This is a genomic window from Winogradskyella sp. R77965 (assembly GCF_044594915.1).
In the GTDB taxonomy this organism is placed as follows: domain Bacteria; phylum Bacteroidota; class Bacteroidia; order Flavobacteriales; family Flavobacteriaceae; genus Winogradskyella.
On the sequence record NZ_CP138990.1, the window covers coordinates 769,612 to 788,294 of the forward strand.

15 protein-coding genes are annotated in these 18,683 nt (G+C 31.4%); 13 read left to right on the forward strand and 2 right to left on the reverse strand.

Annotation, left to right across the window (positions count from 1 at the left end; genetic code table 11):
* The 9 genes from SJY34_RS03405 to SJY34_RS03445 all read left to right on the forward strand — a co-directional run bounded on the left by SJY34_RS03405 (nucleotide 1) and on the right by SJY34_RS03445 (nucleotide 10,472).
* Complete coding sequence (locus SJY34_RS03405; protein WP_400078917.1) at nucleotides 1–1,218, forward strand: O-antigen ligase family protein; 1,218 nt, start codon at nucleotides 1–3, stop codon at nucleotides 1,216–1,218.
* Nucleotides 1,219–1,235: 17 nt separating this feature from the next.
* Entirely contained in the window at nucleotides 1,236–1,817 is a 582-nt protein-coding gene (locus tag SJY34_RS03410; RefSeq protein WP_400078919.1) for a serine O-acetyltransferase, read from the forward strand.
* Nucleotides 1,818–2,130: 313 nt separating this feature from the next.
* On the forward strand, nucleotides 2,131–2,472 hold the full coding sequence (locus SJY34_RS03415; RefSeq protein ID WP_400078921.1) for a glycosyltransferase: 342 nt from the start codon (nucleotides 2,131–2,133) through the stop codon (nucleotides 2,470–2,472).
* A gap of 236 nt (nucleotides 2,473–2,708) precedes the next feature.
* A complete protein-coding gene (gene asnB / locus SJY34_RS03420; RefSeq protein ID WP_400078923.1) occupies nucleotides 2,709–4,538 on the forward strand; it encodes an asparagine synthase (glutamine-hydrolyzing) in 1,830 nt (609 codons plus the stop codon).
* Nucleotides 4,525–5,604 (forward strand): glycosyltransferase, encoded by a 1,080-nt coding sequence (locus tag SJY34_RS03425; RefSeq protein WP_400078925.1) that lies wholly within the window; start codon nucleotides 4,525–4,527, stop codon nucleotides 5,602–5,604. Before asnB (SJY34_RS03420) ends, SJY34_RS03425 begins: the two co-directional genes overlap by 14 nt.
* Before the next feature lie 39 nt (nucleotides 5,605–5,643).
* On the forward strand, nucleotides 5,644–6,792 hold the full coding sequence (locus SJY34_RS03430) for a glycosyltransferase (protein WP_400078927.1): 1,149 nt from the start codon (nucleotides 5,644–5,646) through the stop codon (nucleotides 6,790–6,792).
* A 13-nt stretch (nucleotides 6,793–6,805) separates the two neighbouring features.
* Nucleotides 6,806–8,710: an asparagine synthase (glutamine-hydrolyzing) gene (asnB, locus tag SJY34_RS03435; RefSeq protein WP_400078929.1), complete on the forward strand. Its 1,905-nt coding sequence runs from the start codon at nucleotides 6,806–6,808 to the stop codon at nucleotides 8,708–8,710.
* 2 nt (nucleotides 8,711–8,712) lie between these two features.
* Nucleotides 8,713–9,858: a glycosyltransferase family 4 protein gene (locus SJY34_RS03440; protein ID WP_400078931.1), complete on the forward strand. Its 1,146-nt coding sequence runs from the start codon at nucleotides 8,713–8,715 to the stop codon at nucleotides 9,856–9,858.
* Nucleotides 9,859–9,863: 5 nt separating this feature from the next.
* On the forward strand, nucleotides 9,864–10,472 hold the full coding sequence (locus SJY34_RS03445) for a sugar transferase (RefSeq protein WP_400081446.1): 609 nt from the start codon (nucleotides 9,864–9,866) through the stop codon (nucleotides 10,470–10,472).
* A gap of 14 nt (nucleotides 10,473–10,486) precedes the next feature.
* On the opposite strand, the gene SJY34_RS03450 is transcribed toward SJY34_RS03445, so the two are convergent.
* Nucleotides 10,487–11,143 (reverse strand): HAD family hydrolase, encoded by a 657-nt coding sequence (locus SJY34_RS03450; RefSeq protein ID WP_400078933.1) that lies wholly within the window; start codon nucleotides 11,141–11,143, stop codon nucleotides 10,487–10,489.
* Complete coding sequence (locus SJY34_RS03455; RefSeq protein WP_400078934.1) at nucleotides 11,127–12,098, reverse strand: ATP-grasp domain-containing protein; 972 nt, start codon at nucleotides 12,096–12,098, stop codon at nucleotides 11,127–11,129. The genes SJY34_RS03450 and SJY34_RS03455 overlap by 17 nt, the downstream gene beginning before the upstream one ends.
* Nucleotides 12,099–12,478: 380 nt before the next feature.
* Between SJY34_RS03455 and SJY34_RS03460 the strand changes: the two genes are divergently transcribed.
* Genes SJY34_RS03460 through SJY34_RS03475 form a run of 4 tightly spaced genes read left to right on the forward strand, consistent with a single transcriptional unit; the run spans nucleotide 12,479 to nucleotide 18,679 of the window.
* Nucleotides 12,479–13,606, forward strand: coding sequence for a DegT/DnrJ/EryC1/StrS family aminotransferase (locus SJY34_RS03460; RefSeq protein WP_400078936.1), 1,128 nt, complete (start codon nucleotides 12,479–12,481; stop codon nucleotides 13,604–13,606).
* Nucleotides 13,600–15,495, forward strand: a complete 1,896-nt coding sequence (locus tag SJY34_RS03465; RefSeq protein ID WP_400078938.1) for a polysaccharide biosynthesis protein — start codon at nucleotides 13,600–13,602, stop codon at nucleotides 15,493–15,495. Before SJY34_RS03460 ends, SJY34_RS03465 begins: the two co-directional genes overlap by 7 nt.
* A 28-nt stretch (nucleotides 15,496–15,523) precedes the next feature.
* On the forward strand, nucleotides 15,524–16,300 hold the full coding sequence (locus tag SJY34_RS03470; RefSeq protein ID WP_400078940.1) for a polysaccharide biosynthesis/export family protein: 777 nt from the start codon (nucleotides 15,524–15,526) through the stop codon (nucleotides 16,298–16,300).
* A 15-nt stretch (nucleotides 16,301–16,315) separates the two neighbouring features.
* On the forward strand, nucleotides 16,316–18,679 hold the full coding sequence (locus SJY34_RS03475) for a GumC family protein (protein ID WP_400078942.1): 2,364 nt from the start codon (nucleotides 16,316–16,318) through the stop codon (nucleotides 18,677–18,679).
* The last annotated feature ends 4 nt before the right edge of the window (nucleotides 18,680–18,683 follow it).

An 18,683-nucleotide genomic window follows, 5' to 3' on the forward strand; every position in this document is an offset into this window, starting at 1 on the left:
ATGAAATATCTACTCGGCATTTTACTTATACTATTCGCTTCATTTACTGATATCTTTCTATTTAGAATTGGAATAATCCCATTGCAACCCTCTCAATTTGTAATCCCTCTTTTCTTAGTTGTAGGTGCTATCAAATACTCTATCTTAGATTTAGTTGATATCTTCAAATCTCATACATTTACAATGTTTGCATTTTTACTGTTTTTATCAATGGTATATAGTGCAGTTTCACCAGCTTCCCCAGACGTCATCATTTTAGATATAGTCTTAAATCTTATTACGCTATTGCTTTATGTCTTTATGGTTCATTTTTTTAGAACCGAAAAGAAGAGTTTAGTATTTCTTGTTATGTTTATATCTTTTGTTGTTCTTGCAGCAAGTGTATGGTATGACTATTTTGTTGGACTGCCAAAATTCACTAAAGCCGCAGAAGAAATGATAAGAAAAGGTGGTTTTGGAGAGAATCCTAATCAAGCAGCCTCTGCAATGAAGTTTCTTGGGCTTTGTGTTTTAGTCTATCTGGATTCTTTAAAAGGAAAAAGAACCTTATTTATTCTTGCCCTTCTTGTATCTGTGTTCTTAACATTTTCTAGAGGAGGTATCGCATCTGTTATTCTAATTTTAATATTTGGTACTGCAAATGAATGGAGTACAAAGTTTAAAATAAGTTCAGCTGTTCTTTTTAAGAGCTTCTTTAAAATGGCATTCCTCTTTACCGGTTTATACTTTTGTTTGGTGATGTTCGCAGGAATCATGAAAGCCAATTTTCCCGAATTTGCAAGTGGCGCTGGTGGTGAACGTATAGATGTACTTCTTGGTAAAAGTGAAAAAAGTGTTATCGCAGAAGACGTTGGTTCTGGCGGTGGTAGAGGTGATTTGCTTGTAAAATATTTTAAGTCATTTGCTAAAAATCCTATTGGTTATGGCACTGCTTACAGCGCAGATGAAAGCATAAATTATTTAGATACTCATAATTATTACTTGTACCTAGCAGTAAATTTTGGTGCTTTAGCATTAATCTGCTATTTAATTTATATTGGTTTTGGAATAAAACTTTCTTTTAAGGTAGATCAATTCTATTACCTGATCTTTGTTGTATTGCTTATATTTGAAGGCTTTGTAACACATCATATTTTCTTTAATAGATCCATGTTAATAAGCTTAGCGTTTTTTGATAGTCTTATTTATAGTAAGCACATTAAAAATGCATTTTCATAAATTCAAAATTATAAGTTATGATACAATCCAGATCAGATTATGTTGATTATCTAAAACAAGATAAGAAAGCTTTGGGATTAGGGTCTTTATCCCTTGTTTACAAAATTATAGGAATTGTATCACCAAATCCAATTTGGAAATTTCAAAAAACACTCAGAAAAGTTGAGTATTACATAAATTGTAAAAATAAAGGAATATCAAAATTATACCTTTTTTACCTAAAATACCGACTAAAAAAGATATCAATAAAACTTGGTTTCTCAATTCCACCAAATGTATTTGGGCCAGGACTAGCCATTGTTCATTATGGTACCATTGTTATCAATAGTGCCACTAGAGTTGGTGAAAACTGCCGTATGCATGCATGTGTAAATATTGGTGCTTCAGGCGGAAGTTTCGAAGCTCCTCAAATTGGAAACAATGTATATATTGCTCCTGGAGCTAAAATATATGGAAACATAAAAATAGGAAATAACATAGCTATAGGCGCAAATGCAGTAGTCGGTAAATCTTTTGAAGAAGATGGTTTTATGATTGCCGGAAATCCTGCTAAACAAATAAAAGAAATCAATATTAAAAGAATTATAAAGCATTTATAATCAATACCAAACGATTAGTTTTAGAGATGTTCATCATTTTTGATAATAATTAATCTCTATCTTGAAGAAAATCATATTTTAGACATTTTAAGCAATGAAACTATTGCAGTTTTATATCATGATGCTCAAAAGTAATAGGGAAATAAAATAATTTTTCAATTCTTTTAACTAATTAAAGTAATAATGATACAATTCATAGAATAATTTTGATAGATATGACTAGTTCATTGATATTCGCACCATATTGTTTTAAACTGCTAATTATTAATAACTTTAATTAGAATAAAATAATGCCCCAAATAATAAATTTCTAATGCCTGACTCAAAAACAAACATTTGTTCTGTCTTGCCCAACCTAAAACTGAAAACGGGTAAAATCAATTTCGACATGCGCTTTGCTGGAGATGGTAATATGCGAGATAAGTTAGATGGTTTAATATCTAAAAATAAATATTTAGATTACAAAACTATTTTAGATTTTCAGAATGAGGTTAAAAAAGCAATGGGAAACTCTCACTGTTTAGTTTCATCACCATTTTGGGAAAGTTTTTCTGTTTGTCTTATTGAAGCTTCAGTAAACCAGCGACCAATAATTATAAACCCTATAGGTAGTACTGCCGATTATCTCAATAATACCAATTCTTACATTAGGTAGGTTTACCTAATTTTATAAATAAATGATGAGCATTATGGAAAACTATGGCAAAGGCAAAAGACATGCTAACAAATTATTTAACGACAGTTAAAACATCTTTAATATCGAGACTATTTAGCTAAAACAAAAAGAATTATATCAGAAATATTAAAAATACAAATTAGAGGTAAATCCTCGTCATAATTAAAGACAAAGACATTTTCATATGCTTTTAAAAGAAAATCTATAAAAAAACTATGTGCGGAATATACGGAAGTACTATATCATATAACGAATCTCAGGTTAAAGATAAACTAAAACGAACAGCTTTTAGAGGACCAGACCAAATGGGTTGGAAGTTCTACAAATCTGACAACTACACTATTAATTTTGGGCACAATAGATTATCGATTATCGATTTAGATCCTAGATCTAACCAGCCTTTTTCTTATCAAGAAAATGTAGAAATTGTTTTTAATGGTGAAATTTATAATTTTCGGGATATAAAGGATAGACTTCATAAAAAAGGATATACTTTTAAGACCAAAGGCGATACCGAAGTAATTTGCGCAGCTTATTTAGAATACGGAGAAGATTGCGTTAACCATTTTAATGGAATGTTTGCCTTTGTTATTTACGATAAAATAAAGCATCAATTTTTTGGAGCTAGAGATCGTCTTGGTCAAAAACCATTTTACTATTACCATAATGGTAAAAGTTTTGAATTTGCCAGTCAAGTTTCTTCCATACAATTATATAACACAGGTTTAACAATATCGGAAAAAGCTATAGATTCATACCTTACATGGAGCACAGTTCCTGATCCACTTAGTATATTTAATGAAGTGAAAAAACTTCGCCCTGGTAGTTCCTTTGTTTTTAATTTAAACTCTGGAAGTTTCGATGTAAAAACGTATTGGGATATAGACCATAAAGGAGAAAACAAATTTCTAGGCACCTATTCGGAAGCACAATCCGAACTGAAAACTATTCTTTCAGATGCTGTTAAAATAAGGCTTTTTGCAGATGTTCCGGTAGGTGTATTTCTCTCTGGTGGTATCGACTCATCTCTTATAGCTTCATTGGCAACCAAAACATCACAAGCGAAAGTAAAAACATTTTCTGTTAAGTTTAATGACAAAGGTTTTGATGAAAGTATATACGCTCAAGAAGTTGCGGACCATTTGAATACGGAACACAATGTCATTGAATGTAATTACAAAGAAGGTATTGATTTAATCGAAAATTTTCATCATTACTATGATGAACCTTTTGCCGATCCCTCAGCGATTCCTTCAATGTTATTAGCAAAACACACAAAAGAGCAAGTAACAGTGGCATTGTCTGGAGATGCAGGTGATGAGAGTTTTATAGGATATCATCGTTACAACTGGATAAATAAGGGGTCTAAATTCATGAAGATGCCTTATGCATCAAGATTAGCAATTTCTAAACTCGTGTCCTTATTTCCAAATTACAGACTTAAGATTCTTTCGGAATATATGAAGTATAAATCTGTTGATTTAGCATATTTAGACTCTATTACTGGTGAATCTAAAATGAAGAGTAAGGATGTTGAAGAATTGAAATATCTTATGAATAGTGAAAAGAACTTATTGGAACGTGTGACCGATTTTGATATTAAAACGTATTTAAATTGGACCATTAATACTAAAGTAGATCGAGCTACAATGGCTTATTCACTTGAGGCTAGAGCTCCGTTAATGGATTATCGTGTAGTTGAATTTGCTGAAAGTCTACCAACAAAATTTAAATTTAAGGGTAATAATCAAAAAAGAATATTAAAAGATGTATTATATCAATATGTACCAAAACACATATTTAATAGACCAAAAGCAGGATTCACAATGCCATTTGAAGTCTGGTTTAGAGAAGATCTAAAAGATTATGTCCTAGCTGAACTAAATGATGAAGGCTTAAATCAAATTCCAAATATTGATGTGGCAAAAGTAAAGAGTCAAATTCAACAACACCTAGATGGCAGTTGGAATTATTACCCTATCATTTGGAAATTACTAGTTTTAAAACAATGGTTAAATAACAATAAAGGATATGTCATTAAATAGTCCTATAAAAGTTACTTTTATTTTACCTACTCTATTTGCTGGAGGTTCTGAGCGTATCTTCTCATTTTTAGCACAAAATATTGATAAGGATCGTTTTGAAACAACGCTTTTGGTCATTGGCAAATCATCTGACGCAGCATATGATATTAAAGGTATTAAAGTCGTTTTTTTAGAAAAGCTTCGTGTTTTAAATGGCATTCCTGCACTCTACAGCTATTTAAGAAGCTCAAAACCAGATATAGTCCTTAGCGTAATTGGACACTTAAATACAATAATGGCATACTTGTCCGTTTTTTTTCCGAAAACTAAATTTATTGCGAGAGAATCTACTGTTCTCAGTGTTGACGCTGAATTTTTTAATCATTCAAAAGGACTTAATCCAATAGCTTTACTCGTAAAAAATAGATTTAATTTTTTCGATAAGATTATATGTCAGTCCCAAGACATGCTCTCTGATCTTAAAAATGGCTTTAACGTTAAAAAAGACAAACTAGTTGTGATTAATAATCCCATAACCGAAATATTCGAAATTAAAAACCGCGATTTTAATGAGAATGTCCTGAAATTAGTAACCGTTGCTCGATTTAGTAAGGAAAAGGGAATTCCCAGAATTTTAGAAATACTATCCAAACTTACAATTCCTTTTCATTACACACTTATTGGAATGGGACCGGAAAAAGAAAGCATCTTTAGGTTGATTAAAGATTATGGATTAACAGATAAAATCACTCATATTCCTTTTACAAAAGACGTTTCTAAATTCTTAAAAGCAAATGACCTATTTCTTCAAGGCTCTTACTTTGAGGGTTTCCCAAATTGTTTAATAGAAAGTTGTGTGGTAGGAACTCCAGTTATCGCGTTCAATGTTCCTGGTGGTACTAAAGAAATAGTTGTAAACGGTATAAACGGATTTTTAGTAGATGATGAACATAGTTTTATAAAAAAAATAGAAGAAAATAAAATCTGGAGTCCTGAAGAAATTCGTAATTCAGTCCTTAATAAATTCAACAAAGGAAAAATACTCTCAGAATATGAAGAACTTTTTTTAAATATTTTAGAAAAGTAAAATAACCTATATTAAATTGATATCAGAAAAAACAACAAATTGAAAGAATCAAAACCAAATTTAAGCATATTAACATTATCTTTAGGAAGTGGTGGCGCTGAAAAAGTAATTAGCTTATTAATTAAAGAACTAAAAAACGATTATAATGTTAGTTTAGTTCTTTTTTATAATGTTGTCCATTTTCCAATTCCAGAAGAAGTTGATGTTATTATACTCTCAAAAAAAGGGGTTGACAGACCATATTATTTAAGGTTTTTCGACTTTATTATCTTTTTAGTAAAATACCATAGATTTACAAAAAAAAGAAACATTGATATTGCGGTTTCTTTTCTTGCTTTTCCAAACCTAATGAATGGAGTCATAGCTATATTAAATAAAAAAGTAAAAACTATAATTAGTGAACGTGGTTTCCCTTCAGATAATACAACCAACAAACTTTCATTGTATATTTCAAAGATGTTCTATCCTATTTTTTACAATAGATGTCATGCTCTATTTTCTAATTCAACACATATAAACCAAGACTTAAAAGATAATTTTGGAATTAAAATTCCAATGGAAGTAATTTATAATCCGATTGAAATTCCTAAAAAAACTATTACCCCAGAAACCTTAAATAATGACCAAAAGTCATTAGATATTATCACTGCGGGTACCTTAAATAAAAGGAAAAATCAGATAATGATTATTAGAGCATTAGTTGAAGAAGAGAATAAAGATAATCTTATAATTTTAGGTGGTGGTGAATTAAAAGATTATTTAGAAGACGAAATCATCAAATACAACCTGAACAATCAAGTAAAACTTGGAGGAAGAGTAAAAAACGTAAATAATTATTTGCTTAAAAGTAATTGTTTTGTGCTTTCTTCTTTTACTGAAGGCTTTCCAAATGCTTTATTAGAAGCTATGGCTATAGGACTACCATGTATTTCGACTAATTGTCTTTCAGGACCTTTAGAACTATTAAACGAAAATGAAGAAATAAACATTAGCAATGGTGAATTTTATATAGCAAAATATGGCCTTCTCGTTAATAATGATGATCACAAAGGATTACATAGAGCAATTGCATATTATAGAAATAATCCCTTAGAAAGAGAAAAGTATAGTAGATTAAGCTTAGAAAGGTCTAAAGACTATCAGATTAAGAGTATCTATGCAATGTTTAATCGATTTATACAAAAATAATTAGTAAAGTATTATGTGTGGAATTAACGGCATTATAAGCAACTCATATAAAGATTCAGGTATACTAAAAACTGAATTATCTAAGATGAATCAACTCATATTTCATCGAGGGCCAGATGAAGATGGCTTTTATATAGACTCATCAGAATCATTTTCAGTCGCCATGGCCATGAGACGTCTGTCAATTATAGATTTAAGTACAGGTAAACAACCTATGTACACAGATGATAATAAAATTGGGTTAGTTTTTAATGGAGAAATTTATAATTATAGAATATTAAAGGAACAACTAGAAAACTCTGGAGTAACATTCAAAACAACAAGTGATACTGAAGTGATTCTAAAACTATACGAACAGAAAGGTGTCGCTGCTTTTAAAGAATTGGATGGCATGTTTGCATTTAGCATTCATGATAAAAACAAAAACAGAGTATATATAGCACGAGATTTCTTTGGAGAAAAACCGCTTTATTATACTAAGACCAAAACTGATTTCGTATATGGTTCTGAGTTAAAATCTATTGTAAATTATTTACCAGGAAAACCTAATATTAGTAAAGAAGGTATGAATCTTTTTTTTAGGTTAACCTATATACCTGCACCATATTCTATTTATGAAGATATTTTTAAGTTACCAAGCAATCACTTTATTGATTTTGATTTAGCTAACGATTCTTTTTCTATCCATGAAATTGAAAAACCAAAACCTATCGAAAAGAAAAATATTTCTTTCAGCGATGCAAAGAAAGAGGTCTACAATAAGGTCATGGAGAGTGTTGAGAGCAGGTCTATTGCTGATGTGTCTTTAGGTACATTTTTATCTGGTGGTGTAGATTCTTCAGTTGTTACGCATTGTCTCGCAGAAATTTCAGACGAAAAAATAGAAACATTCTCAATAGGTTTCGAAAAGAAGACCTATGACGAAACAGATAAATCTCAAGTTGTTGCCAAACTTGTTAATAGTAACCACCACGAATTTATTGTTAAGGAAGATGATTTTAAAAATGGTATAGATGATATATTATTGAATTTTGATGAGCCATTTTCAGATTCCTCTGCCCTACCAACCTATCTTGTATCCAAACATGCGCGAGATTATGTTAAAGTAGCGCTTACTGGTGATGGTGGTGACGAAGTATTTGGAGGTTATAACAAATATTACATGGGTAAATTGAATAATAAATACACTTCAATTGTACCTAAAGGTATTCATAAACAAATACTAAAGCTATCTTCTGGCTTATTAAAATCAAAAGATGACAAAAGAGGTCGACGCTTTGCATTAAATAGATTATTGAAAGCAATTAATTATGATGGCAGTCAATATTGGAATATAATTTCATTGGCTTTTACTGATCAAGAAAAAATACAGTTACTAAAAGCTACAGGTCTTATTGAAGATACTTTTGCAGAATTCAAAACCAGATATAATCAGCAACATCCAAAAAGCTTAACAGATTTTAGAATGGTTGATAAAAATGTGAGTTTAGAAGGTGATATGTTGGTAAAAGTGGACAGAACAAGTATGTTGTGCTCATTAGAATGTAGAGCTCCTTTTCTCAATAAATCCCTTTGGAATTTGACCAACTCCTTACCGGAAAGTTACCTTCTGAAGGGTTGGAATAAAAAGCATATTCTAAAAGAGGCTTTTGCAGATAAATTTGCTCCAGGCTTTTTAGAAAAATCGAAACAAGGTTTTGGTGTGCCAGTCGGAGATTGGTTAAGAGGAAGTCTAAAATCTGAACTCGAATCTTACATCGATCCAAAATTTTTAGAATCTCAAGGACTTTTTAACAGTGACTATATAATTAATTTAGTGAAGAATCATATTTCTGCCAAAGCAGATGAAAGCATGCGAGTTTGGTGTTTTTATACTTTTCAAAAATGGTATTTAAACACATATTTAATGCTAAAGTAAGAATGAAAAAGATTATACGTATTACCACAGTACCTGGGTCGCTTGGCATCCTATTAAAAGGCCAATTACGCTTTATGAATCATCATTATGAAATAATTGGTATTTCTAGTGAAGGTTCTGTACTTAACAATGTGAGTAATGATGAAGGCATAAGAACAATTCCTGTTAATATGACAAGGGAAATAACCCCTTTTAAAGACTTAAAGGCACTATTTGAATTATATAAAATCTTTAAAAAAGAAAAGCCAAGTATAGTACATACGCACACTCCAAAAGCTGGTACCTTAGGCATGATAGCTGCGAAATTGGCCGGTGTACCTCACCGATTACATACCATTGCCGGACTTCCACTGCTCGAAGCTCAAGGCAATAAACGTAAACTCTTAAATATAGTAGAGAAGCTCACATATTCTTGTGCCACATTGGTATTACCAAATTCCTTTGCCATGCAAGACGTTGTAATCAAAGAGAAATTCTGTAAGAGAGATAAACTTAGTGTTATTGGTAATGGAAGCTCTAATGGCATTGACACTGCTCATTATGATAGAAAAATGGTATCTAATGAAGACATAGATAATCTAAAACAAAAACTAAATATTAAACCAACAGATACTGTTTTTTTATTTATCGGAAGAATTGTAAAAGATAAAGGCATAAACGAATTAGTAAAGGCTTTTGATACAATAAGCAAAAACAATTCAAATATTAAGTTAGTTATTGTGGGGCCTAGCGAGAAAGAATTGGATCCAATAGAGCAGGATACCGAATCAATAATAAAAAGGAATCAAAACATTCATGAAATAGGAATGGTAAAAGATATAAGACCTTATGTTGCTATAAGCAATATTCTTACGTTCCCTAGCTATAGAGAAGGATTTCCCAATGTAGTTTTACAAGCTAGTTGTATGGAAATGCCATGTATAGTAACGGACATTAATGGTTGTAATGAAATTATCACTCATAATTACAACGGACTGATTATCCCACCTAAGGATAGTGATGCGCTAAAAAATGCTATGTTAGATTTACTGAACAATCCTCAAAAAGCAAAAGAACTTGCATTAAATGCCCGATCAAATATCATCAAGAAATACAAGAGAGAATTCATTTGGGAAGAACTCTTAAATCTTTATAAAACCTTAGAGTAATGAAAATATATAGAAATTTCATTAAACGCATCTTTGATTTTTTTGCAGCATTGGTTGGATTGCTAATTGTTTCACCAATATTCCTAGTTCTTGTTATTTCTCTTTTTATACTTAATAACGGAAAACCGTTTTTCTACCAAGCTCGTAGTGGTAAAAACGGAAAACTATTCACAATTATTAAGTTTAAAACCATGACTGACAAAACAGATAATGAAGGTAATTTACTGCCTGTAGTTGATCGTGTGACTAAAGTTGGAGGTATTTGTAGAAAACTATCATTAGATGAACTACCTCAATTACTGAATATTCTTAGAGGCGATATGAGCTTAATTGGTCCTCGCCCATTATTACCTAGATATTTGGATCGCTATAATAAAAGACAATATAGAAGACATGAGGTCATGCCAGGTATTACAGGTTGGGCACAGGTTAATGGCAGAAATGCAATAAGTTGGGAGCAAAAATTTGAATATGATGTTTATTATGTAGATAATCAGTCAATTTCTCTAGACCTTAAAATCGTTTTAAAAACAATTGATAAAGTCATTAACCGAAAGGATATCAACAATTCAGATAATATTGATATGCCAGAGTTTTTTGGCTCAAATGATTAAGTAAGTTGTAAAATTTAGACGATATTTATATCACTAAAAGATAGAATGAATTCATTAGGCAAGTACTTACTATCCATATATTTATTGGACTCAGAATGAATGTTCTTTCCATTGTCTATCAAAGCGACACTTTTCCAACCTAAAGCATTTGGTGCTACAAAATCTTTCTTCAAATTATCTGCAATGTAATAATATTGCATTCCAGAGATTGCCTTTTCCATAGCCTTAAAGTTATCAAAACTTGGTTTTTCAGAACCTATTTCATCAGAAATAACGATATGATCAAGATATTTCAGAATCTCTAAACTATCAATTTTGGCCCTTTGCGTTTTTGATCTACCATCTGTTATGATTCCGATTTTACCGCTTTTAGATTTTATGGATTCTATTACTTCTATTACCCCTTCAAACAAGTGGATATTTGGTTGATGGTTTCTATAAAGATTTATCAATTCAGTTTTATCCATTTTGAAATCTTCTGAGAGAATCTCAAATACGTTGATATTGCTTCGATACATTGAAAACATCTTAGAATAAAGTTGTTTCCATCCATCAGCATCAAGAGACTTGGCAATGGATTGATAGGCAGATTTTAAGTAATCTAATTCATTATATAATGTATCGTCCAAATCAAAGACGATAACCGTGTTTTTATCAACTTTTATATCCATGCACTAAAATTTCATCATCATATCTAATCATTAACAAATCACTTTCCCATTCATCAAATTTATCATCTATGGTCTTTCCTAGTAGAAATTCTTCAATAATCCATTTTGAGAAATTAGCACCAGATAAATATGATAAAGGATAGCCACCTCCAAATCGTGGATTTATCTCAATGGCATATATCTTAGAGTCATCTGTTTTGTGTTTAAAAAACTGAGCAGTTAAACAGCCAACCGCTCCATCAATAAAACTCAAGTTTTTCTTAATATAAGGGACTAAACAGTTATTAGCCGTTACTGCTTTGTATACTTCACCATCCCTTACCTCTATGCGTTTACGTGGTACCGCACATTTTAATTTATGTTCTTTGTTGTAATACAAATCGCATGTAAACTCTTCATATTCGTCATGGTCTAAATATTCTAAAAACATCAACTTATCATTTGTAAAATGATATTCTGTCAGTTCTTCTTTTTCTTTGATCAAGTATGTATCTACACTTCTACTACCATCTATTGGTTTAATAAATAAAGGGAGTTTGTAATCGTCTTTAGAATACTCCTGTGCCACATTAACATTATGATCAATAAAAAAATCGTGAATAACACGCTTATCCCTACATTTACTTACAAAACCAATAGACGATATGACGACCTTTATACCATGTTCTTCAAGCTCAGATTTATGCTTAGAAAGCTCTAATAATTCAGTATCTATTGTTGGTATAATTAATTGAATATCATTAATTTTACAGTTTTTAATTAATGCATCCATGTAACTTGAGTTGTCTAGTCTAGGCACTTTAAAACTACCATCTGCTATTTGACAAGCAGCAGACAATGAAGGCATGGCATCAGTTGCAAAAACCTTTCCGTTTTGATCTATTTTTTTTAACTCTTTTTGAAACGATCTTACTAATGAGACTCTTCGTCCAGCAGAGGTTATTAAGATATTCATGTAATTGAACTTAGGTTGATATATAATTAAAAGAGGTTAAATATAGTGTAGATAAAACAATACTGATAATTACAACCGATATAAAACCAATATTTAGGTTATAAAATGATAAATCGTAATGCTCATATCGACTGTATGATTTTTACTGTTAAAAAGATTCCAAGTTGTATTCTTTTTATAACTTAATTATTGTTAATTGTCTAAGAAGTAAAGTGATAAAGGTATTATTTCAAAAACGTGAATATTTGCTTTTTATCGTTTTAATTTGGGTGGTCTCAACTTATTGATGCATATTTAACCCATAATTTTAGATCGTGTCCCTGATCCCTCTATAGACATGAAATTGAATAGTAATGTATATTACTTAACAATTTTTGCTTATGAAACCTAAAATATGGCTGTCATCACCACATATGAGTGGTAATGAACAATCTTACGTAAAAGAAGCTTTTGACTCCAACTGGGTGGCACCTTTAGGGCCTAACGTTAATGGCTTTGAAAACGATTTACAATCCTACCTCAATGAAGATGTTCATGTTGCTGCATTAGCATCTGGTACTTCTGCCTTACATCTATGTCTTATTTTATTAGGAGTTAGTTATGGAGATGAAGTTATATGTCAAAGTAAAACATTTTCAGCTTCTGCAAATCCTATTGCGTACCAAGGTGCTTTACCAGTTTTTGTTGATAGTGAAATAGACACATGGAATATGTGCCCTATTCAGCTAGAAAGAGCTATAAAAGATAGAATTTCAAAGGGTAAAACACCTAAAGCGATCATAGCTGTGCATTTATATGGTATGCCGTATAATGTTGAAGAAATTAATACGATAGCAGCAAAATATAATATTCCTGTTGTAGAAGACAGCGCTGAGTCACTAGGAAGTCACTACAAAAATCAAAACTGTGGAACTTTTGGTGATTTATCAATATTGTCATTTAATGGTAATAAAATTATAACAACCTCTGGTGGTGGCGCAATTGTAACTAAGACAAAAGAACAGAAGGAAAAAGCTGTTTTCTTAGCAACACAGGCAAGAGATAATGCACCACATTATCAACATTCTCATATTGGTTATAATTACAGAATGTCTAATATTGTTGCTGGTATTGGTCGTGGGCAAATGACTATTTTAGATAGTCATGTTGCTAAACGCCGTTCTAATCATGCAGTCTATGAAAAAGCATTTGCTCATATTGATAAGATTACATTTCTCAAAGAACCAAAAGGTTATTTTTCTAACCGTTGGTTAACATGTATCCTTTTAGATTCTCAGTCAACAAGAGAAGGATTAAGATTGGCCTTAGAAAAGGAAAATATTGAATCTAGACCTTTATGGAAACCTATGCATCAACAACCTGTTTTTAAGGATGCTCCTAAGTATTTGAATGGTGTATCAGACGACTTATTCGAAAGAGGTCTCTGTTTACCTAGTGGTTCAAATCTCACTGATGTTGAATTAGATAGAGTAACTTCTGCTATAAATACGTATTTTGCATCATGTTAATAAAGTTCCTAAATAACATATCTAAAAAATATGCCTCAAAATGGCTTGTACTTATATTTGATATAGGTATCATAGTGGCTACGTTTTTCTTAGCCTATCTAATCCGTTATAATTTTAAAATTGAGTTTGACTTTTTTACACTATTAAATCAAATTCCGTTTGTTATAGCAGCTGCAATAATTAGTTTTATAGCGGTTGGATCTTACAAAGGTGTTGTAAGATATACAGGGTTTAAGGATATTGTAAATATAATAATTGGTGCAAATATTTTGGCAACAATACTTGTATGCTGCACCTTCTTAAGTCGAAAATTCGACGTCTCAGAAAGTCTCTTTAATATTTCTGGTTCTATAATATATATTCACCTTCTACTTAATATATTATTCTTAATTGGAGCTAAACTATTTATAAAGTCACTTTATAACTATATCACCAATGACATTAAGACCATCAAAAAAGTTTTAGTTTTTGGTGCTGGTAATTCCGGTATGCTTACGTATGATGCTATTCAAAATGATACAAAAAGCAATTTAGAGATTGTTGGATTTATTGATGATGATGCAAGAAAAATTGGAAAAAAAATAAACTTATTAAGAGTTTACGATATTCAGAATATTACTAAAAAGTTTATCCAAAAGAATAGTATCGACGAAGTCATAATATCTATACAGAATATTGATCCTTCTCGACTCTTGCAAATTACTGGTAATCTTTTCTCTCTCGGTCTTAAGGTTAAAATTGTGCCACCTGTTCAAAATTGGATTGATGGTGATTTAAGTGCAGGACAAATTAAAGAAGTGAAAATTGAAGACTTACTCGGAAGAGACCCTATTGATATTAAAAACCCAGATTTAGAAGAACAATACGACAATAACGTTATTCTTATTACAGGTGCTGCCGGCTCTATTGGTAGTGAAATTGCAAGAAAGGCAAGTTTGTATAATTACAAAAAACTTGTTTTAATAGACAATGCTGAATCTGCGCTGTATGAAATTCAACAAGAATTTAAACAAAAAGGCCTAGAAAACATTGAAGCCATTGTTGCTGATGTAAGAAATAAGACGAGAATCGATCAAATATTTAATCTGTATAAACCAAAAATTGTTTTTCATGCTGCAGCATATAAACATGTACCATTGATGGAAAACAACCCTTTTGAAGCAGTAAGTGTTAATATTTGCGGCACGAAAAATGTTGCTGATATGGCCGTAAAACATAGCGTTAATAAGTTTGTGTTAATATCTACGGATAAGGCGGTAAACCCAACAAATGTTATGGGTGCTACAAAACGAATTGCTGAGTTATATGTAACCTGCTTAAAAGGTAAAGGCAATACAAAGTTTATAACCACTAGATTTGGTAATGTCCTAGGTTCTAACGGTTCTGTAATACCATTATTTAAAAAACAAATTGAAAAACGAGGACCACTAACAGTAACTCACAAAGATATAACACGTTATTTTATGACAATTCCCGAAGCATGTCAATTGGTATTAGAAGCGGCGGCTATGGGCAACGGAGGTGAAATATTTGTGTTTGATATGGGAGAACCAATCAAAATATTTAACTTAGCAGTAAACATGATCATTCTTTCTGGCTTGCGTTATCCTGAAGATATAGATATTAAAATAACCGGCTTAAGACCAGGAGAAAAAATCTATGAAGAGCTTTTAGCTGATGGTGAAAACACAAAGAAAACCTATCACGAAAAAATTATGATAGCTAAATCTCGACATATTGATATTGAAAGTGTTGAAACGCAAATTATAAAAATAACTAATGTAAATTCATTGACGCAACCTTTGGAAATTGTATCGGCTATTAAAGCTTTAATTCCAGAATATATTTCTAACAATTCTACCTATGAAGTGTTAGATTCTAAAAAATAAACCAAATTATTCTAATTACCTATTAACTATGAAAATCCGTATCTTCCTAATTTCAATTCTAGCAATAACAATGGCAACGTCTTGTGCATCTCGCAAAGATCTTGTGTATTTTCAGGATGAACCTATTGGTGATGGCCTTCTGGATTCTACTCCACAGCAATTAATCTATAAGCCAGACGATATGCTAAACATAAGTGTATCTGCAGCAGATAATTTAGCTGCACAGCCATTTAACTTGCCGATTGTAGCCTTTAGTGATGATGTTAACAATGCTCAAGGAAATATGAGATTACAAAACTATCTCATTGACTATGATGGATATATAGAATTTCCAGTTTTAGGCAGGGTTAAAGTTGGTGGTTTAACAAGGACTGAAGCCACCGCAATGTTAAAAGAGAAAATTAAAGTATTCGCAACTGATCCAATTATCAACATTCGATTAGCTAATTTTACGGTAACAATTATTGGTGAAGTAAATAGTCCTGGGACTTTTACTATACAAGACGAGCGCATTACCTTACTCGAAGCTCTTGGTTTAGCCAATGACTTAACCATATTTGGTCAACGTAAGAATGTATTGTTAATAAGAGAAGTTGATGGTAAAAAAAGATTTGCAAAAATTGATCTTACTTCAATTAATGCGGTAAATTCACCATTATATTATTTACAACAAAACGACGTAATTGTTGTCGAACCTAATAATGCTAAAATTAGACAATCTAACTATAATCCAAATAATGGACTATTAATATCAGCAATAGGAACTTTAACAACTATTGTAGCTGTTTTTATAGTAAACAAGTAATATTTTAAGTATTTCATGGAATCTAAAACGACCCCATCCTCTAACAAAATTAGAAAGACTTTAAATTTATATCTTAGACAATGGAAGATAATTTCTTTCTGTTTATTTATCGCTTTAGCGATAGCATATAGCTACCTGCGTTATACAACTTATAAATACAAAGCAACGGCTACAATAAAGTTGAGAGATGAAAAGCAATCTCAAAAACTGCCAAGTTTAGAAGAGGTAAATAAAGGAGGTCTTTTTTCTGATGGAACAAATAAAATTAGAGATGAAATAGAGGTAATTACGTCTCAAACTTTAATTTCTAATATTGTAAAAGAATTAAAACTTAATATAAGGTATTATAACCAAGGCCAAATAAAGGAGCAAGAGCTTTATAACAATCCTCCAATTAAACTTAACTTTTTTGCAAGTGACTCAATTATACATCAAGTAGATACCACGCTTTATCTAAAAATTAAATCTGCTACAGAATTTATAATGTTCAAAAATGATGGCAAATCTATTATTGACAGAAACGATAACGAAGGCAAGAAGTATGCATTTGGTGATCGAATAAAAACAGGTTTTGGTGATTTTGTAGTTGTACCAAATGTTGACAAGTTCGCCCCAAAAGTTGGTAGTAACCTCAGAGTTTCAATGAACTCTGTAAGGTCTGTTGCTTCTAAATATCAAGGAAGTATAAAAGTTGCTACCGATGCTGGTTCTAGTGTTATAAAAATAGAACTCGAAGATAATATCCCGGAAAAAGCAATTGATGTCTTAAATCAATTGATAAGAGAGTATAATGACGATGTAATTAGAGAGAAAGAAGAGGTTGTGCGTGTGACGTCCAATTTTATCGATAACAGACTTCAAGTGGTTTCTCAAGAGTTGGAAGAAACTGATTTTACCGCAGAGCAACTGCAGAAAAGAAATAATCTTACAGCTTTAGACTCTCAGGCAAATTTGTATTTAGAGAGTGGTAAACAAACAGAAGCTCAAATTAACGCAACTTCTACCACGATTCAATTGATAGACTATTTGCAGGAAGAAATGCAGCAAAAAAATAAGGAGTCAGACTTGTTACCATCAAATATCATTGCAGATCCAAACGCTTCCCAAGTTATAAAGAGCCACAATGAGCTGGTCGCTCAACGTGATAAATTGCTTAAAAATTCATCTGATAAAAACCCTGTTGTTGTTAATTTGAATAACCAAATTAATGCCCTTAAAACGAACCTTGAAAGTAGCTTAGGAAACATGAAGCGTTCTAATGAAATAACGCTTAATAACTTAAACAAACAAGATGCGAGAATACGAGGACAGATTTATTCTGCACCAACTAAGCAAAGGCAATTTAGAGATATTGAGCGCCAAAGAGGCATCAAAGAATCTTTGTACTTATATCTTTTAGAAAAAAGAGAGGAATCTGCAATAAGATTGGGTATGTACTCTCCAAATGCCAAAATATTAGATAAGGCATATTCAGATTACATGCCTGTAGCTCCAAACAAAATGTTTACATACTTAGCGGCAATCATGCTAGGTTTAGCACTTCCTATTGGTGTTATTTATGCTAAAGATTTAATGGATACAAAGATTTATGATAAAGATGATTTACAAGATGTCATAGACATACCTTATTTAGGAGATATCCCTAAGACCAGTAAAAAGAACAAGCTCATCAAGAAAATTGATTATTCCCCTAAAGCAGAAGCATTTAGAATAATAAGATCTAATATCGATTTTATGCTTAAAGATAAAACTAATAAATCTAAAAAATTATTTATCACGTCTACTAAAGCTCAAGAAGGAAAATCTCATACAAGTACTAATTTAGCCTCGTCTATTTCATTTTCGGGTAAATCTGTTCTATTAATTGAAATGGATATTAGAGTGCCAAAAATCATGCAGTATCTGAATCTAAAACCTACTACTGATATTGGATTATCAGATTATATTTCTGACAAGAGAATTAAACCTGGTGATATTGTAAATAAAGTTAAGGGCAATGAATTTTTGCAGGTAATACCGTCCGGTACTATTCCTCCTAACCCTTCAGAATTATTGATGAGTGACAGAATAAAAGAACTATTCGATTATTTTGAGGATAAATTTGATTACATCGTCGTTGATACTTCAGCAGTAGGTTTGGTAAGCGACACACTATTAGTTTCTAAATATGCAGATATGTTTATTTATGTGATTAGTGCAAACAATGTAGATAGAAGACGATTAGTTGCAGTGGCTCAACCACTCTACAAAGAAAATAGATTACCTAAAATGACCATGTTACTTAACGGAACAGATTTTAGTAAAAAAGGCTACGGTTATGGTTACGGTTATGGTAATAGCCCTGGAAAAAAGACTAAAAAATGGTATCAATTTTCATAGAAGA